Here is an 18,105-nt window from a genome sequence, read left to right as displayed (position 1 = left end):
CCAGTCGCTCCCCTGAAATCCGACGGATTCTGATCCCTAGAAGTGTCGTAACGGAACCTATCCAACACAAGAATACGTATATAAAGAACATTTTTCATGCCTTTTTAGAATAGATACCTGTGCTTAGTCAGTTTAGACCAATTATGCCGATTCGCTGGCTTCGTTTGTGGCAATTTGTTCTATCGACGCTTGACTTCATTGTCACATAACACACAATTTGTGGCGTTAACGAGCCTCTGATTTACTTAGAATCGCCTCAGTGTGCCCTGAAGGCGATAGTTGCAAGTGATGCGGCTCACTGTCGCGGTTCGCCGGCGATGGCCCGAGCCGCACGCGAATGGCCCTTGGCAAGACCGCAACACCGCAGATGCAGCCTTCAGAACGCGCCCATCAGGGTTATCATTGGTGCTCCGTAGTTAACCATAGGCTCCTTAAGGGACTGAAAATACTGATGAGTGACTGGGCTCCATGCTGCTGACCACCAAATTTCTACGCCCCGCGGTTGACGCGCGCGCCATTCATCGGTCCCGGCTGCTGCATCTGCTGGAACCAACCCAGGCCAAGCGACTCAATCTGGTGGTTGCCCCGGCCGGTTACGGCAAGACCACCCTGGTCAGTCAATGGTGCGGCGGGCTCTCCGAACCGGTAGCCTGGCTTGCCCTCGATGAACACGACAACCTGCCTCGCCGATTCTGGCACCATGTCGCTGGCGCCCTGGCCCATGATGGCCGGGACGCCCTGGACGAGGTCATTGGCCTGATCCAGAACTATCAGGACCATGAGCTCGACGGCGCGGTGACCGCCCTGCTGAACACCCTGGCCAGCTCGCCGGAGCAGCGGGTGCTGGTTCTGGATGATTTCCATGTCATAAGCGATGCCCAGATCCTCCGCCAGCTCACCTATTTTGTGGATTACCTGCCGCCACAGGTCACACTGACCCTGACCTCCCGGGTCGAGCCCGACCTCCCGCTCTCCCGTTGGCGGGTGCGGCAGTGGATAACCGACGTCCACCCTCAACTGCTGGCGTTCTCCCAGTCAGAATGCGGCCACTTTTTCCGGGATTACATGGAAATGCCCCTCGATGACGAGGCCGTTCAACAGATCTGGCAGGCGACGGAAGGCTGGGTGGCGGCCATGCAACTCTCAGCCCTGTCCGGTCGTGAACAACATCCCCCTAACACTCCCCCGGCCCCGCCAATCACCGTGGATGGCCGACAGATCAGTGATTATGTGCTGACCGAAATCCTCGACCAGCAACCGGCGGATGTCACCAGGTTCCTGATCGACACGGCCAGTTGCCCCAGGCTGTGTGCGTCCCTCTGTGATGCCATCCGCCTCAGCCAGGACAGCCAACATTACCTGGAACGTCTGCTCAGGAATAACCTGTTCCTGGTGCCTTTGGACAACCGGAACGAGTGGTTCCGCTACCATGACCTGTTTCGCGACGCACTCCTCCAGCGCGCCAAGCTGCTAGACCCTGACCGACTGTCGGCAAACCAGGTCAAGGGCATCGAGTGGCTTCTGGAGAACAACCACATTCAGGAAGCGATCACCCAATTGGTCAGCCGTGGCGAATGGGCCTGGCTTGCCCGGGTGCTGGAACAACATGGGAACAACCTGATTCATGCCGGATACCATTTACCGGTACTGGATTGGCTGCAAAGCCTACCCGTCTCGCTGTTACAGGCCAGTCCCCAACTCATGATGCTCAGGATCTGGGGACTGTTCTTTGCCAACCGGTTGGACCGGATAGCCCCCCAGCTCGTGGAGCTGGAGAACGAGCTGGACCGTCGCGTGGCGGATTCACACCCCGACGCGGAGGGCGCCCTGGGACTTGCCAGTGAGATCGCCCTGATTCGCTCCTACCTGGCCCGCAGCCGCAGCGACGACAAAAGCGCCAGCGACTTGACCCGACAGGTGCTCAAGGATCTGGACCACACCCGTATTCCCCTGAAATCGGTGACCTACTACGGTCTGGGCCTGGATTACTTTCGCAACGGGAAGCTCACCGCCGCCGAAGACGCCCTTCGCTCCTCGGTGCAGTACGGCCAGCTTGAACGCAAGCCCAGTACAGTGCTGTCCAGCGGTGGGCTGATGGCATGGATTCAGTACAACCGAGGCGATATCGATCTGGCGCTGGAAACCACGGCCGACGTCCGCGGCTGGGTGGACCGGAATTACTACGACCCCCAGCAACCCCGGCTCATCTCCTGCTGGCAGAACAGTGTGTTGGTGGAAATCTACCGGGAACGGAACGACCGTCAACTGGCCCAGTCGTACCTGGTTCCATTGCAGGAGCACCTGCAGAGCGGCACCGAGCCGGGGCAGCACGTCATTATCCAGTATGTGCGCGGCCACCTCGCCTTCAGTGAGGGGCGCTTCGAGGATGCAGTTGCAGCGCTGGAGGATGCCGAAACCACCGTCCGGCAACGGCGGGAGCACATCGTCTTTGAACCTCCTGCCACCAGCGCCCTGCTGGCCCGTTGTTATCTGGCGGTTGGCGATACAGCCCACGCACAGGGCTGGCTTGACCGTCTTGACGGCCAGCCCTCCGCCAGCCCCCTGACCAGGTTCCAGAACGAACTCAGCGCTTGCCGCATTCTAATCCACCTGGGGCAACTCCGACCGGCCAGGCAACGACTGGAGGCCCTGGAGTCGGAGACCCAGGCGGTTGTCAACGTGCAACAACGGATAGAAGCAGGGTTGGTGCAGGCTGCCCTCGATCTGGCCGAGGGCAACCAGGCGTCCGCCCAACAGGCCCTGGCCAATGCCCTCGCCCAGGGGGAGGAGGCGGGGTTCCTACGCCTGTTTGCGGATGAGCCGCGCGAGCTGAGGCAGGCGATGCTCCGCGCCCATCCGCTGCAGTCGCCTGGCAGTTGGTACCGGACCCTGCGACAGCTGCTGGAGGCCGGCATTGACCAGGGTGAAGGGACCACTCAGAAGGCTGCCAGCGGCGACCTGATCGAGCCACTCAGCCAACGGGAACTGGAAGTGTTGAACTGGATTCACGAGGGCCTCGCCAACAAAGAGATCGCCGCCCGCATGACGGTGGCGACTACCACGGTAAAAGCCCATATCCGCAATCTCTATGGCAAACTGGCGGTCCGCAGCCGGACCGAGGCCCTGGCGAAAGCCCGCCAAATTGGGCTGTTGTAACTCCAAAGTGTGACGCAGCTCACGTTAAGGAGCCTTGGAGTGCGGCCACTACGCCCTTTGGACGATCCGCTTACGCCCCCTACGCCCTTACTATGTTGCTGACGGTGAGGGAAACCTCACGGAGAATTCTGAAATTTCAGGCCTTCAGATTTCTTGTTCCGCGTTTGAATAACGCCAGGGGCGTATTCCAGCCCCGTCTTCCTATAGTGCCATCCCACCGGTTGGCACTTTTTTTTGGTATGTACTTCCCGTTTGCCGTCTGGTTGCGCTGGCCAGAGGGCGGCAGGGACACGTGTCAGCGTTCGATCAGGCGTCGGAACGGGGGCAATGCATCCAGCAGGAGCTGACCATAGCGACGGGTCACGATGCGACGGTCCAGGATGGTGACGCGGCCACGGTCCTCTTCCGTTCGCAACAACCGTCCCACCGCCTGTACCAGTTTGACCGAGGCATCCGGAACCGTGATCTCCATGAACGGATTGCCGCCACGCCCGGTCACCCACTCGGCCAGGCTGGCTTCAATGGGGTCGTCGGGGACCGAGAACGGCAACCGGGTGATCACGACGTGACTGAGATAGTGTCCCGGCAGGTCGATACCCTCGGCAAAGCTGGCCACACCGAACAGCACGCTGGGCTTGTCCGCATCCACCCGCTCACAGTGCTGGCGCAACACCTCTCCTTTGGCCATGTCGTCCTGGGTGGTGATTAGGTCGGGGAACCGCCCCGCCAGGAGATCCCGAACAGCGTGCATCTGGCGGCGGGAGGTGAACAACACCAGGGTGGCCTTGTCCGCCGCCCACAGATCGGGGAGCCGCTTCGCCAGGGCATCGGTGAAGCCGTCGTCGGTCGGCAGGGCCGACATCGATGGCACCTCCACGCTGGCCATCTCGGCGTAGCGGAATGAGCTGGGGACCACCATGAAGCGGCTCTGTTCCGGCAATCCGGCCCGGGCACGGAGCCGGTCAAACTTGCCCAGGGCGGTCAGGGTGGCGCTGGTGAGCACCGCACCGTGGGCCCGGGACCACAAACGACTGTAGAGCAGGTTATCCGCCAGTACCGGGCTGCTGTAGAGCGTGATGTCTTCGGCATGGTCCCAGCGCTGCTTGACGGACCAGCGCGCGATGGGCGGCGCCTTGGCCTTGGAGGGCTCACTGTCCGTCTTGACCGGCTTGTCGCACCAGGCCACCCACAACTGCAACTGGTCTTCCGCGCGGCTGTGGAAGGAGCCGATCACCGGGTACCAGGCTTCCCCGGTCTCCCGGTCAACATCGGATTCCTTGCGGTCGTCGAAGGCCTTCTGCAACTCGTCCACCAGGACCCCGAGCTGGCGTACCAGGGTCGCCGTCGCCACCTGGGCCGTGGCGGCAAGGGCCGCAACCGAGGGCGGGACCTCCCCCTCCGGGAAACGCCATTGGGCAGACCGCCGTTCGTCGTTCATTTCCCAGTCCGTGCCCTGGTCCACCGCCTCGTAGACCTGCTGCAATACGATGTCCACTTCCCGGGAGGCCTCACTGAGCTTGTCGACCGTTTTGGCGGCAAGGGTCCCCGGCGTCAGGTAGGGGGGAATCTTCGCCAATGCCTGGGATAGGGTCCTCAGCCACTGTCGTGTGCCGTGCAGCGGAACCGACGCGGCAAAATGATTCAGCGCCTTTTCCGGGAGGTGGTGTGCCTCGTCGAAGATAAACAGGGCGTTTTCCGGCTCCGGCAGGATGGCGCCCCCGCCCAGGGCGAGGTCCGCCAGCACCAGGTCGTGATTGGCAACCACGACGTCGGCATCCTCCACCCCTTTACGGGCGTCGAAGAAGGCACAGCTGTCAAAGTAGCTGCAATGGCGATTGGTGCACTGGCGATGGTCGGTGGTCACCTGGCGCCAGATCTCGTCGGGTATCTGGGTGGCCCAGTGATCCCGGTCGCCGTCCCAATCCCGGGACCCGTACCGGGCCAGCATTTCTTCGAAAAACTCCCGGGACCCCGGCGCCTCGGCGGCGTCCTTGTCCAGCAGGAACAACGGCATGGTCTCGCTGTCGCCGGCCCCTTCATCGTGCAGCCGGGCCTCCAGGCGGGACATACACAGGTAACGGCCCCGTCCCTTGGCCAGGCACCAACTGAAATCCAGACCACTGTGCGCCTTGAGATCGGGCAAGTCCTTGTTGACGATCTGATCCTGCAGGGCCACGGTGGCGGTTGAAATCACCAAGGTTTTACCCAAGGCACGGGCAATGGGGATGGCGGCGATCAGGTAAGCCAGGGTTTTCCCGGTACCGGTGCCCGCCTCCACCACGCAACTGGCGGGGGGCGAGGTCCGCTGGCCGTCGTTCTCGGTGATTCCCCCCAGGTAGCGGGCGATCTCGGCGATCATCAACCGCTGGCCGTAGCGGGCACGGACCCCCTTGCCTTCCAGCACGCTGCGGTAGGCCTGTTGTATTTCCTGTTTGACGGATTCGGTAAGGGGCATCAGCGTGGGCTTATCCAGTCGCGCACGACACCGACGCGAAAGCGCCTGCCGTCCTTGCTCAGTTCCACCCCTTCCTCGGTGATCCGGTCCACCCGAATACCACTGAAGGTATCGCCGACTCTCAGGTAGTGGTCATTGATCATCACCCGGCGGGCCGCCGGATCAGACGCGTAAATGTGGCTGTTGAAGATCAGATTGGGAACCCCCTTCTGGAACGACAAAGGCAGCTCCACCAGGTGGGGAACCCGCTGGCCGCCATCGGGCCGCTCCAGCAGGCCCGGGTTGGCAAAGTGCTCGTTGCGCCGGGGGGATGGCACGATCACCGTGGGCCGCTCGGCGACGTCCGGATCGCTGGCGGTGGCAGCTTCCCGGCCAGGATCTTCAGTCACGGCCTGGGGGGTGTTCGGTGCCTGACGGGCGGGCCGTTCGGCCACATCGGCGGTTGCCCTACTGCCTGGAACCGTTTCAGCCGCGGAGGACTCCGCGGCGGTCGGAGCGGCGGTAGCCGAAGCCACCGGTGCACCGGCGGGCCCGGCAACCTCCGCGGTTGTGGTGACCGCGACCGGACGCCCCGGCCAGAAAACATACGCCAGAACCGCCGCGTTGAGAACCAGGGCGATGGCCACCCAGACAGATGCCGGTACCGACTTGGGTTTGGGCCGATGAATCAGTTGAACCTGTTGACCGAGATCCGGTACCTGTCCCTGCCGACGTTCCGACTCGGATTTCCGAAGTGCGTCGAGTATGTATGACATATCAGTTGAAATCTCCGGACCGAAGCAATCGGGGGACCCCCGGATTCAGGTCACTGTTGACCTGGATCAGCGTCATTGCCCCAACAATGCCGTCCACCGTCAGTCCCTTCTTGCGCTGATACCAGCGGACCTGCTCACCATAGTCCATGGCCTTGACCCGGGCCCGCTCCTGGGCATCTTCGCCATACAGTTCGGCCAACTGCATCAGTTGAGTGCTCAGCCAGAGGGCTTTAGCATTAGCTTCCTGGCCAGTATGGCGCGCCGCCAGGTACGGGGGCATCCGCCAGAGCACGGTGAAATCGCCATACCAGTAGTTTTCCACATCCCCGAACGGGACTATCTTCTGTTGTCCGTTCGCCAGCTCCAACCGGGCAAGGTCATTGTCCAGCGAGGCCAGGGTGACATACCGGGCGGAACCTTGCTCATCCTGTAGCTGCAGAATGGCTGGCCGGTTCAGTTTTTCCAGGCTGCGGCGGGTTCCTTTCCGGTAGAGGCAGTCCAGACTGCGACTGTTGGCGAACTCGCAAGCCACCGGATACTCCGATTGCACATACTGTTCTCCCCAAAGCTGGAACAGGGCCTCAAAGGCTTGCCCCTGGGTGGCCGTATCGGCGTCGAAGTCGAACTCGCTCTGATGTGGTTCTTCGGGCTTGGGCTCACCGCCGCTCGCCGCGACAGACTGATGGCCTTCCTCTTCCCTGTCCACAGTGCCGGAGGCGGTCCCGGCTTGGCTCTGGCCGAGACCATGGGCCACCGCGTGTTCCACCCCGGCGAGGCCAGGCCCCAAGCCGGCGGGCCACAGCTTCAGGATCACCAGCGTGATTGCCACCGCCGCGCCCCCCGAAACCAACAACGCCGACACGCCATACTGGCGGGGCGTGCGTGCCGACTTTTGCCGGATCTTCTTGCGGGCACCGGGTTGCTTACCGACAACTTCTCTGGCTGCAACCCGGATGTGCTCAGCACTCACCCGGTGTTCCCCTTCGGCGTAAGCCCCCAGCAGGGCCCGGTCACAGATCAGGTTGATCAGGCGGGGAATACCGGCACTGAGTTTGTACAGGCTCTTCAGCGCGCCGGAACTGAACACATCGCCACGTACCCCCGCCACACTGAGGCGGAATCGCAGATAGGACGGCAGGTCTTCGCGGCCAAGGGCGTCCAGGTGGTAGCGGGCGGTCACCCGCTGGTTGAGCTGCCGCAGTTCCGGTTGCTCGAGGATGTCATTCAGTTCAGGCTGCCCCACCAGCACGATCTGCAGCAGTTTCTTTTCCGCAGTCTCCAGATTGGTCAGCAGTCGGAGCTGTTCGAGCACATCGGCCGAGAGGTTCTGGGCCTCATCGATCAACAGTACCTTGTGACGCCCTGCGGCATAGGCTTCCAACAGGTCTTCGTTGATCAGGTCCACCAGCCGTTTGATGGAGGAGCCGGCGGGATGGTCGATGCCCAGTTCGTCACAGATACTGGACAACAGTTCCCGGGCAGACAGCCGGGGATTGAGCACAATCGCCATGTCTACGTTGTCCGGGGCCTGATCTATGAAGCACCGGCTGACCGTGGTCTTGCCGGTGCCCACTTCCCCGGTGATGACAATGAACCCGCCCTGACCGCCCACGCCATACATCAGGTGAGCCAGAGCCTCTTTGTGGCGGTTACTCAGGTAGAGGTAGCGCGGGTCTGGTGCGATGGAAAACGGAGGCTCGCGAAACCCAAAGAATTCGTAGTACATGGACGTCCAGTCAGGTGCTGTGCTTAAGATCCGAGGCGATGAGGACCGATCCCGCCTCACCCGGAATCAACGCCGTATCATACCGCCGTGGCCACGGGCTTGCCATCTCAAGTTCCGGCGGGTCCGGCGTTATCGACCAGCCGCAGGTCCCGCTGGGATCGTCTCTGCTGATCCTTGAGACGGGCCACGCAACGCTCCAGGGTCTTGGAGATACGTGCGTGCGAGCGGATCATCGAGATCTTCGGCCAGGTCGCGCGTTCGCCTTCCAGAATGAGGTGACGGACAAACTTGGGATCCGGATTGGCGAGCATATGCCGATAATGACGAAGCGAATATTGGGGTGCAATCGTCACATCGCCGAAATAGCGCTGGGCCATGATGGTGTACATATGCCCGGATATCTGCCGCAGCAATTCCGGGCGTACCCGTTTACGCATGAAGTCAAAGACGCCCTGGCCATGAAACTGGAACTCTGCCTTGACCAGGTGCCAGGGCAGTTGCGCCAGGCTGAGCTTCTCATCCTTACCCCGCTTGTTGAGAAACGGCACCACATGAGGATTGGTCTGGCTGACGATGGTGAAATTAACGTCGTAGAGGTGCATCAGGCGTTCGATGGGTAGATCGCTGACCACCGAGCCATCAACGAATTTCTGCCGGGACATATAGGGCAGCACACTGCCGTAGAGATCTTTCTTCATCAGCGTAACCGGCGGAAACACCCCCGGCACCGCCGCACTGGCCAGCGCGGCACTCCAGACCAGCAAATACGGTGAGGTGTAGCCTGACAGCAGCCTGGCCTTCTGATTGGTATGCACCGGCGATACGCTGATGTTGATGGATCGGCCGGTCTTTTGGAAGGCTTCCTCGAAGGTATACTCGCCAATGTTGGCCCGCAGGCAGGTCTTGAGCTGCTGCTGGTCCATCAGGCCGTCACCGCGCATGGCGCTGAGCAGGCCTCGCCACTTCCAGGCTTGTAGATGGTGGGTTTCCGGCACCAGCATGTCCGGGATTTCGGCGTCGGAATGCACCCCGAGAATGCCGGCAATAATGGCGCCAATGCTTGAGCCGGCCACCACCTGGGGCAACGACCCCTTCTCCCACAGCGCCTTGATCACCCCGAAATGAAACATCCCCAGCGTCGCCCCACCGCTGAGCAACAGGGTTGGTCGACCGTAACTGGTGAAAGTGTCCCGGAAAAACTGCAGCTTCTCTTCCAGCGGGAAATCAGGAATCGGGTGGTCGCAGAGGAAATTGAGCGACTCACACACCTGATTGATGTACTCCTCGATCAGGTGCTTGGTACCGACCCGGGATCGGGTATACAGCACCGGGTTGCCCATGTTGCCCAGATCATGGTGCAGCCCTTCCCGCAGGGCCCGCCGCAGGCGCTCGAAGTCAGACTGCTGGTGGTACTGACGCAGGTTGCTGAGCCGGTCGTAGATCAGCTCGTAGTGGTACAGGTCCGAGGCAAAGTCTTCTTTCCACTCGACGTTGCCCTCCAGGTAATCCAACTCCAGCGCGGCGGCCTTCCAAACCTCGTAATTCGGCGCCGTCGCCAGCATCTTCCGGTATTTGCGAATGCGGGAATCGGCCATCGTCGGCGCTCCTGTCCTCGTCCTTCCCCACCACTAGTCGGCGCGAAGGAATGTTTAGAAATCGTCGAGCATCAAGTCATCGCCATCTTGCGCGAACGGATCATCCACCGGCTCACCATCGTTGATGAGGAATTCGCGCCGCTGCAGGTAGGCACTCCTGATAAAGACATATTTGTCGCCGGAAAGGAAGCTCTCCGCCGGAATGAGATCGGCTCGCTTGTCGACCACCTGGACAAATCGGGCGTAATAGACCTCCGGACTTTCAACATAGTCCCAGAATGAGGGCAGCACCAAGGTATCGGTGGCCAGACCGGTAAAGTCCCGCGGGCTGGAGGGGCCAAGGAAGGGCATCACCAGATAGGGCCCGCTGTCCACCCCCCAATACCCCAGGGTTTGACCAAAATCTTCCGGCCGTTCTGGCAGGTCGAACGCCGTCGCCACGTCGATCAGCCCCCCCAACCCGAACACGGTGTTGTAGGTGAATCGTCCGGCGGCCACCACCGCGGACTCCCCCTTCAGCTGGAGAATACTGTTCGCGAGGTTGCGCACCTCGGTGAGGTTGTTGAAAAAATTGGTGATGGCACGATCGACGAAGTTGGGGGTGATGGTCCGATATCCCTGGGCCACCGGGCGCAGGAACCACTGGTCAGCGAATTCATTGAACCGGAACACCTTCCGGTTCCAGCTTTCGTACGGGTCAGCGTCGGCATTGCTGAGGCCATTGGCGGGGCTGGGCTGGGCGTGCGCGGTTGATGATCCAACCAGTACCACCAGCAGCAGAGGGATCAACGTGCTACGGAGAAACACCAAAGAATGGTTCATATCGGTCCTGAGGTTGTGCTTTCCATTTCGATTCGTCAAAAATACCGCACCACGTAACAAACGTTCTTAGCCTTGTGCTGTTATCAGAGGAGTCGTTATGTCTGTTCCCGGGAATCCCGTTCACACGATCACCCAGTCCCTCCGTTGGGGCGACATGGATGCCTATGGCCATGCCAATAACACCGTCTACTTCCGGTTCTTCGAGGAAGCGCGGATCGACTGGTTCACCTCCCTCGGATTGGGCGGCAACGACCAACCCACCGGTCCGGTCATCATCAGCACCAGCGCTACCTTCCTCAAAGAAATTCGGCACCCGGCAACAATTGAGGTGAAAACATACGTGGGAAACGCCGGAAATTCCAGCCTGGATACCTACTACACCTTGACCGACAGCCATAACGGAGAGTTATACGCCGAAGGTCATGCCAAGGTGGTCTGGGTTGACCGGAACCTGCGGACGTCCACCCGGTTGCCAGACTCCCTGCGCAGCCTGGCAACCGAGGCCTAGCCCCTTAACGACGACGGACGATCACGCTCCCTATGGAGTAGCCGGCACCAAAGGAACAGATGACGCCCAATGCGCCTGGCTGCAGGTCGTCATTGAACTTGTGAAACGCAATGATCGAACCGGCGGACGATGTGTTGGCGTATTCATCCAGAATGACCGGCGCCTCCTCAGCAGAGGCGTCGCGCCCCAACACCCGGCGGGCAATCAGTTGGTTCATGTTCAGATTGGCCTGATGGAGCCACAGGCGAGTCAGGTCCGTCGGGCTCAGTGACAGGCTGTCCAGATGCCCCAGAATGGTCTCCGCCACCATGGGTGAGACTTCCTTGAACACCTTTCTGCCCTGCTGCACGAACAGCTTGTCGCGCTGGCCAATGCCACTTTCGTCGGCCCGGTTGAGGAAGCCGAAATTATTGCGGATGTTGTTGGAGAACTTGGTCTTCAGGCGGGTCCCCAGGATGTCGAACCCCTTGCCCTCGGCTACGTCGCTTTCCCGCTCCACCAGGATGGCGGTGCAGGCATCACCAAAGATGAAGTGACTGTCGCGATCACGGAAGTTCAGGTGACCGGTGCAAATCTCAGGATTCACCACCAGAACTGCCCGGGCGGTGCCATTCTCGACGGCATTGACCGCAGCTTGCAGTCCGAAAGTGGCGGAGCTGCAGGCAACGTTCATGTCGTAGGCAAAGCCCTCAATACCCAGCGCTTCCTGGACCTCGACCGAAATGGCCGGATAAGGACGCTGCAAATTGGAACAGGCCACGATCACCGCATCGACATCGGCAGCGGTTTTGCCCGCCTGCTGCAAGGCTTCCTGGCACGCTGCCACGGACATGTCGCACTGGACAGAAGGTTCATCGTTGCCACATTCCGGGATACGGGGGCACAGACGCTCCGGATCCAGAATGCCCTCGCGATCAATGACGTGCCGGCTCTTGATGCCGGAGGCCTTTTCAATGAATGCTGAAGAAGATGGCTCCAGTGCCTGCATCTCGCCACGGGCAATCTCGTCCGCATGGCGGGTGTTATGGAGTTCCACGAAGGCGTTGAATGCCTCGACCAATTCATCGTTGGAAATTGTTGCTGGCGGTGTATAGAGTCCCGTACCGCTGATAACGGCTTTAATCACGCGTAACCCCACATTGTGTTATTGAACGTCTTTCGGTTGACCGGGAATACTAGCACATTCTCGGCTAACTGCTTGTTATGTTCGGTATCTGGCAGTGGCCTGCCGGGGCCAAAAGCCCCGCCCGCTCACTAAATTTTCACCTGGGCCCACTGTTTGTCCAGTCGTTTCACCGAAACCGGCATTCGTGTCCCCAGCTGCTGGGCAAAATAGGACACCCGGAACTCCTCCAGCATCCACCGGTACTGCACCAGTTCCGGGTCCCGGATGCCCTGTCGCTGCTGGTGCGCCAGTTTCTGGGCGTAGCGGGACCAGAGCGGCTCGATGGTGTGCAGAAACTCCCGCTCACGGCCCATTTCCCGGGGCATCTTTTCGAGGCGGATGTCAGCCGCCTGGAAGTAGCGTTCGTATTCCGCCAGCCATTCCGGGGGCGTGGCGACCAGAAACCCGGGGTAAACCAGGTGCTCCATCTGAAACTTCAGATCGGCCATGCTGTTGGCCAGGGCGAGGTTGATCTTGCCCTTGAGCTGCTTCATCACCCGGTGGTAGCCCTTCATCGCCCCGTTCAACACCTGGTCCGCCTGTTCCAAAGCTGCCATGAAATCACCGCGATGGGCCTCGTAGACGCGATCGAACGCCCCGGAGCCGCGGGGCAACTCGTCACCGAGGAAGTGTGCCATGGCGGTCGCCAACAGGAAATCGTCCAGCAGCACCCGGGCCTGCCCAACCGGGGCGAACAACAGCGCCGAGGCCTTGAAATGGGGCAATCGACGGTCGATACCTTCCAGGGTATTGCCAAGCCGGTTCAATATCAGGCGGGCGACGGCTTTGCGGGTCGCATCGTCGGCAGCAACCGGATCGAGGAAGCGGGTGTAGCCCACCTTTCCGCCCAGGTCCTCCAAGGCGGGATAGACGGTCACCTGCATACCGCCTTTCTCAGTCTTGAGCTCACGCGGCATATCCCCGAACTGCCAATCCTCGGCGTCCGGGAGGGCATCATCCTGGGCTTGCGTCTCACTGGCAGTCAGCGCCTCCTCGGCCTGCCCCTCCAGACGATCCTGCAACTGATCCGTGTCTCGCCCCTGGGCTATGGTCTCGCCCTTGTCATTCACCACCTTCACGTTCATCCGCAGGTGGGCCGGTAACGACTCATCCGGCCAGGCGTCCGGATCTATCCGCACGCCGGTCATGCGGCGGAGCTGCTCTCCCAGCTTGAGCGCCAGCGGTTCGTTGGAAGGCACCATGTTTTCCAGCGCGGCATCGACGAAGTCCGGTACCGGAACAAAATTCCTTCGCAAGGACTTTGGCAGCCCCTTGACCAGAGCGATGCACTTCTCCCGTACCAGTCCTGGCACCAGCCATTCCAGCCGTTGGTTCGGCAACTGCTTTAATGCCATCACCGGTACCTGAAGGGTCACGCCGTCGTTCTCACCGGTGGGCTCGAACTGATAAGACAAGGGATAGCTGACCCCTTCCCATTCCAGGTAGTCGGGATACTGCTCCTGTGCGGACTCATCCACCGAGCGCTGGAGAATGTCCGCTTCGGTCAATTCCAGCTGCTTGAGTTCGTGCTCGGGCAGGCTCTTCCACCAGCGCTCGAAATGGCGGCCACTGACCACATCCGCGGGCAGGCGTTGGTCGTAGAAATCGACCAGCACCTCATCGTCCACCAGCAGGTCGCGGCGGCGGATCTTCCGCTCCAGCTCGTCCACCGATTCCAGCAATGCCCGGTTGTGCTGGATAAACGGTGCCTTGGTGTGAAAATCACCCTCCACCAGGGCCCGGCGGATGAACAGCGCGCGTGATTCCTGTGGATCGACCTTGCTGTAGACGATGCGGCGGCGGGGGACGATGTCCAGGCCATACAGGGTTACCTTCTCAAAGCCGATAACCTGGGCCCGCTTGCGCTCCCAGTGGGGCTCAAAGTAGTTGCGCCTGACCACGTGGCCGGCCAGGGGCTCGATCCAGTCCGGCTCGATACGCGCCACCATGCGCGCAAACACTCGGCTTGTCTCGACCACTTCGGCCGCCACCAGCCACTTGGGGGAAGACTTGGCCACCCGGGACCCCGGGAAGATCACCACCTTGCGGTTGCGGGTGGCGAGGTACTCCCGTTTTTCCAACTTGACCGCCACCTGGCCCAGCAAGCCCGCCAGGATGGCTTTGTGGATTGCCTCGTAACTGGCTGCATCCTGATTGAAGGCAAGCTTCTGCTCACGGCAGATCAATGTCAACTGACGGTGAATATCCCGCCATTCCCGCATCCGCATCCAGGACAGGAAGTACTTCTTGCACAGTTTCTTGAGTTGGTTGTGGGACAGCTCCTGCCGTTGTTCTTCGTAGAAATTCCAGAGGTTGAGCAGGCTGATGAAGTCGGAGTCCTTGTCGACAAACTCGGCATGAGCCTGGTCCGCTGCCTGCTGCTTGTCCTGCGGGCGCTCCCTGGGGTCCTGGATGCTCAGCCCGGCAATGATCACCAGCGTCTCCGCCAGGCTACCCTGCTCCGCCGCTGTGACCAGCATGCGGGCCAACCTAGGATCCAGCGGCAGTCGCGCCATGGTCCGGCCCAGGGCGGTGACCCGTCGTTGGCCATCCACCGCGTTGAGTTCTTCCAGCAACTTGTAACCGTCATTGATTAGCCGGTTATCCGGTGCTTCCAGAAAGGGAAACTGGCGAATGTCGCCAAGTCCGGAGGTGGCCATCTGCAGGATGACCGAAGCCAGGTTGGTGCGGAGAATCTCCGGGTCGGTGTACTCCGGGCGGTTGATAAAATCGGTTTCATCGTACAAGCGGAAACAGATACCGGGCGCCACCCGGCCACAACGCCCTGCCCGCTGGTTGGCGCTTGCCTGGGACACCGGCTCGACCGGCAGCCGCTGGATCTTCGAGCGGACGCTGTAGCGGCTGATCCGGGCGACGCCGGTATCGATGACGTAACGGATGCCGGGGACGGTCAGGGAGGTTTCCGCCACGTTGGTGGACAGGACAATGCGCCGGCCCCGGTGGGCCTGGAACACCCGGTTCTGTTCCTGGTTGCTCAGGCGGGAGTAGAGGGGCAACACCTCGCAGTGCCTCAGGTCGGCATGACGAAGCTGCTTGCTCAGGTTACGGATTTCCCGCTCCCCCGGCAGAAACACCAGGACATCGCCGGGATTCTGCTTGTGTTCCCGCTCATGGCTCTCAATCTCTGCCAGTGCCGACAGCATCGCATCCGACCAGCCCTGATCACGATCGTCTTCGTCGCCGCTCAGAGGCCGGTATCGCATTTCCACCGGGTAGGTTCGACCGCTGACCTCGATCACCGGCGCATGGCTGAAGAACTCACTGAATCGTTCCACCTCGATGGTGGCCGAAGTGATGATGACCTTGAGGTCCGGGCGCCGGGGCAACAGTTGCTTGAGGTAGCCCAGCAGGAAATCGATGTTCAGGCTGCGTTCATGGGCCTCATCGATGATCAGGGTATCGTAGCGATCCAGGTAGCGATCGTGCTGGATCTCGGACAGCAGGATGCCATCGGTCATCAGCTTGATTCGCGACGCCTCACTGGTGGTATCGGTGAACCGCACCTGATAGCCCACCAGGTTGCCGGGCTGCTCGCCCAGTTCTTCGGCAATCCGGGACGCAACGCTGCGTGCCGCAATCCGCCGGGGCTGGGTATGGCCGATGATGCCTCGAATCCCACGACCGGCGTTCAGGCAGATCTTGGGGATCTGGGTGGTTTTTCCGGACCCGGTTTCCCCCGCCACAATGATGACCTGGTGCTTCTCCAACGCTTCGGCAATGTCATCAACCCTGTCGCTGACCGGCAGAGCTGGCGGAAAGGTGGCGTCCCGGTGACCCTCGCGCCGTAACCGAACCCGCTCCTGCCCACGGGCCAGCAGGTCCTGGAGCCTGGTCAACTGTCGCGCATCCGGTTGCCCCTTGCTGCGATGGATCAGCTTGCGGATCCTTGCCGCTTCGTATTGGGTGCATTGCTCGAGTTGCTCCAGCAGCTTCTGCGCCTCCGGGCTGTAGACCGGGGCCGACCGCTGGCTGGCTTGTCGTGACTGCTTCATGGACAGGAAACACCGTGGAGCTGGGTTTGTTCGGGACCGTAGTCTACCGTTATTGGCTCCGGCATTGAACGAAAAAACCCTGCCGAGGCAGGGTCTTTTGGGGGCTGGGCCGACACTGTCGGCCCGATACACGGAGGCAGGCTTACTTGGTTGCCTCGTCACGCAGTTCGCGGCGCAGGATCTTGCCCACGTTGGTCTTCGGCAGCTCCTCACGGAATTCAAACAGCTTGGGCACCTTGTAGGCGGTCAGGCGCTCGCGACAGAATTCCTTCAGCTCGCCTTCGGAGAGATCACCGGAGGTCGGCACCAGGAATACCTTGACCGCCTCGCCGCTCTTCTTGTCAGGCACACCGACTGCGGCACACTCGACCACCTTCGGGTGGCTGCTTACCACGTCTTCGATCTCGTTGGGGAACACGTTGAAGCCGGACACAATGATCATGTCCTTCTTACGGTCAACGATCCGGATGTACCCGTCTTCCTGGATCAACGCAACGTCACCGGTACGCAGGAAGCCATCCTCGGTGAACGACTTCTGGGTGTCTTCCGGACGCTGCCAGTAGCCCCGCATGACCTGGGGACCTTTGACACACAGCTCACCCGGTTCGCCCAGTGGGGTTTCGTTGCCTTCTTCATCAATGGTCTTGATCTCGGTATTGCAGATCGGCAGGCCGATGGTACCCAACTGAATCGCTGACGGCGGGTTGAAGGTCACAACCGGCGAGGTTTCGGTCATGCCGTAGCCTTCGGTGATTTCACAGCCGGTCACCCGCTTCCACAACTTGGCGGTGTCACTGGTGAGCGCCATACCGCCAGAGGCAGTGAGCTTCAGCCCACTGAAATCCAGCGCCTTGAAATCGTCATTATTGCACAAGGCCACAAACAGGGTGTTCAGGCCCAGGAAGGCGGTGAACCTGTGCTTCTTCAGTTCCTTCACGAAACCCGGTATGTCGCGCGGGTTTGGAATCAGGACGTTGTGACAGCCCGCCTCCAGCATGATGCCGCAGTTCAGGGTGAAGGAATAGATGTGGTACAGCGGCAGCGGCGCGACGACCACTTCCTTACCCTCTTCGATCATTTCACCCATCATCGGACGGGTCTGCAGCAGGTTGGCAACCAGGTTGCCATGGGTCAGCATCGCGCCCTTGGCCACGCCGGTGGTACCACCGGTGTACTGCAGCACGGCGATGTCGTCTTTCTTGGCTTCCACCGGGGTGAACTTTTCCTTGCCGCCCGCGCTGAGCACCGCCGGCAGTTTGTGCGCCTTGGGCAGGTTGAACGGCGGCACCATCTTCTTGACGTGTTTGATCACGGCATTCAGCAGCGTCCGCTTGATTGGCGAATGCATGTCCGCGATTTCGGTGACGATGACGTGCTCGATGCCGGTGTGGGGCAGGACCTTCTCGGCGTTCTCTGCCATGTTCGCCAGTACCACCAGGGCCTTGGCGCCGGAATCGTTGAACTGGTGCTCCATTTCACGGGTGGTATAAAGGGGATTGGTGTTGACCACTATCAGACCGGCGCGCATGGCACCATAGACCACGACCGGGTACTGGGTCACGTTCGGCATTTGCACAGCAATGCGATCACCCGGCTTGAGGTTGGTCTTGTTCTGGAGCCAGGCGGCGAAGTTTCGGCTCTGGGTATCCAGATCACGATAGGTCAGTGTCACGCCGACGGCGCTGAACGCCGGTCGATCCGCGTATTTCTTCACCGCCTGTTCAAATACCTCAATCATGCTCTGGTACTTTTCCAGATCCACCTCTTGCGGCGTGCCGGCCGGGTACTTGTCCTGATAGAACTGTGCAAAATCCATCACACCATCTCCTGTTTCCGTTTGTGCTTATTAGTCATGCATCGGGCACAGCCGACTGCACCGCATCTGATGAGCGGCACAGGCTACCAGCGCC

General features: G+C 60.8%; 10 protein-coding genes. 2 read left to right on the top strand and 8 right to left on the bottom strand.

What is annotated here, in order from left to right:
• Window positions 1-468 precede the first annotated feature (468 nt).
• Complete coding sequence (locus R3175_RS02615) at window positions 469-3,156, top strand: LuxR C-terminal-related transcriptional regulator (RefSeq protein WP_318942203.1); 2,688 nt, start codon at window positions 469-471, stop codon at window positions 3,154-3,156.
• 295 nt (window positions 3,157-3,451) lie between these two features.
• Here the strand turns inward: R3175_RS02615 and dinG are convergent, their stop codons facing one another.
• The 5 genes from dinG to R3175_RS02590 all read right to left on the bottom strand — a co-directional run bounded on the left by dinG (window position 3,452) and on the right by R3175_RS02590 (window position 10,509).
• Window positions 3,452-5,611: an ATP-dependent DNA helicase DinG gene (dinG, locus tag R3175_RS02610; protein ID WP_318942202.1), complete on the bottom strand. Its 2,160-nt coding sequence runs from the start codon at window positions 5,609-5,611 to the stop codon at window positions 3,452-3,454.
• Window positions 5,611-6,366, bottom strand: coding sequence for a general secretion pathway protein GspB (locus R3175_RS02605; protein ID WP_318942200.1), 756 nt, complete (start codon window positions 6,364-6,366; stop codon window positions 5,611-5,613). The genes dinG and R3175_RS02605 overlap by 1 nt, the downstream gene beginning before the upstream one ends.
• Before the next feature lies 1 nt (window position 6,367).
• On the bottom strand, window positions 6,368-8,092 hold the full coding sequence (locus R3175_RS02600; RefSeq protein ID WP_318942199.1) for an AAA family ATPase: 1,725 nt from the start codon (window positions 8,090-8,092) through the stop codon (window positions 6,368-6,370).
• Window positions 8,093-8,199: 107 nt separating this feature from the next.
• Window positions 8,200-9,687, bottom strand: a complete 1,488-nt coding sequence (locus R3175_RS02595; protein ID WP_318942198.1) for a DUF3336 domain-containing protein — start codon at window positions 9,685-9,687, stop codon at window positions 8,200-8,202.
• Window positions 9,688-9,741: 54 nt separating this feature from the next.
• Entirely contained in the window at window positions 9,742-10,509 is a 768-nt protein-coding gene (locus R3175_RS02590; RefSeq protein WP_318942197.1) for a VacJ family lipoprotein, read from the bottom strand.
• A gap of 97 nt (window positions 10,510-10,606) precedes the next feature.
• On the opposite strand from R3175_RS02590, the gene R3175_RS02585 reads away from it, so the two are divergent.
• Window positions 10,607-11,017, top strand: a complete 411-nt coding sequence (locus R3175_RS02585) for a thioesterase family protein (RefSeq protein WP_318942196.1) — start codon at window positions 10,607-10,609, stop codon at window positions 11,015-11,017.
• A gap of 4 nt (window positions 11,018-11,021) precedes the next feature.
• On the opposite strand, the gene R3175_RS02580 is transcribed toward R3175_RS02585, so the two are convergent.
• The 3 genes from R3175_RS02580 to R3175_RS02570 form a co-directional block, all read right to left on the bottom strand.
• Window positions 11,022-12,143: a beta-ketoacyl-ACP synthase III gene (locus R3175_RS02580; RefSeq protein ID WP_318942195.1), complete on the bottom strand. Its 1,122-nt coding sequence runs from the start codon at window positions 12,141-12,143 to the stop codon at window positions 11,022-11,024.
• 128 nt (window positions 12,144-12,271) lie between these two features.
• The gene (gene hrpA / locus R3175_RS02575) at window positions 12,272-16,195 is read right to left on the bottom strand and encodes an ATP-dependent RNA helicase HrpA (protein ID WP_318942194.1); all 3,924 of its coding nucleotides are present in this window, start codon (window positions 16,193-16,195) and stop codon (window positions 12,272-12,274) included.
• 142 nt (window positions 16,196-16,337) lie between these two features.
• Entirely contained in the window at window positions 16,338-18,011 is a 1,674-nt protein-coding gene (locus tag R3175_RS02570; RefSeq protein WP_318942193.1) for an AMP-binding protein, read from the bottom strand.
• Between the last annotated feature and the right edge of the window lie 94 nt (window positions 18,012-18,105).

It is taken from the genome of Marinobacter sp., assembly GCF_033722735.1.
Classification (GTDB): Bacteria; Pseudomonadota; Gammaproteobacteria; order Pseudomonadales; family Oleiphilaceae; genus Marinobacter.
Note: the sequence above shows the minus strand (reverse complement) of the source record. Positions and strands in the feature narration are given on the sequence as shown.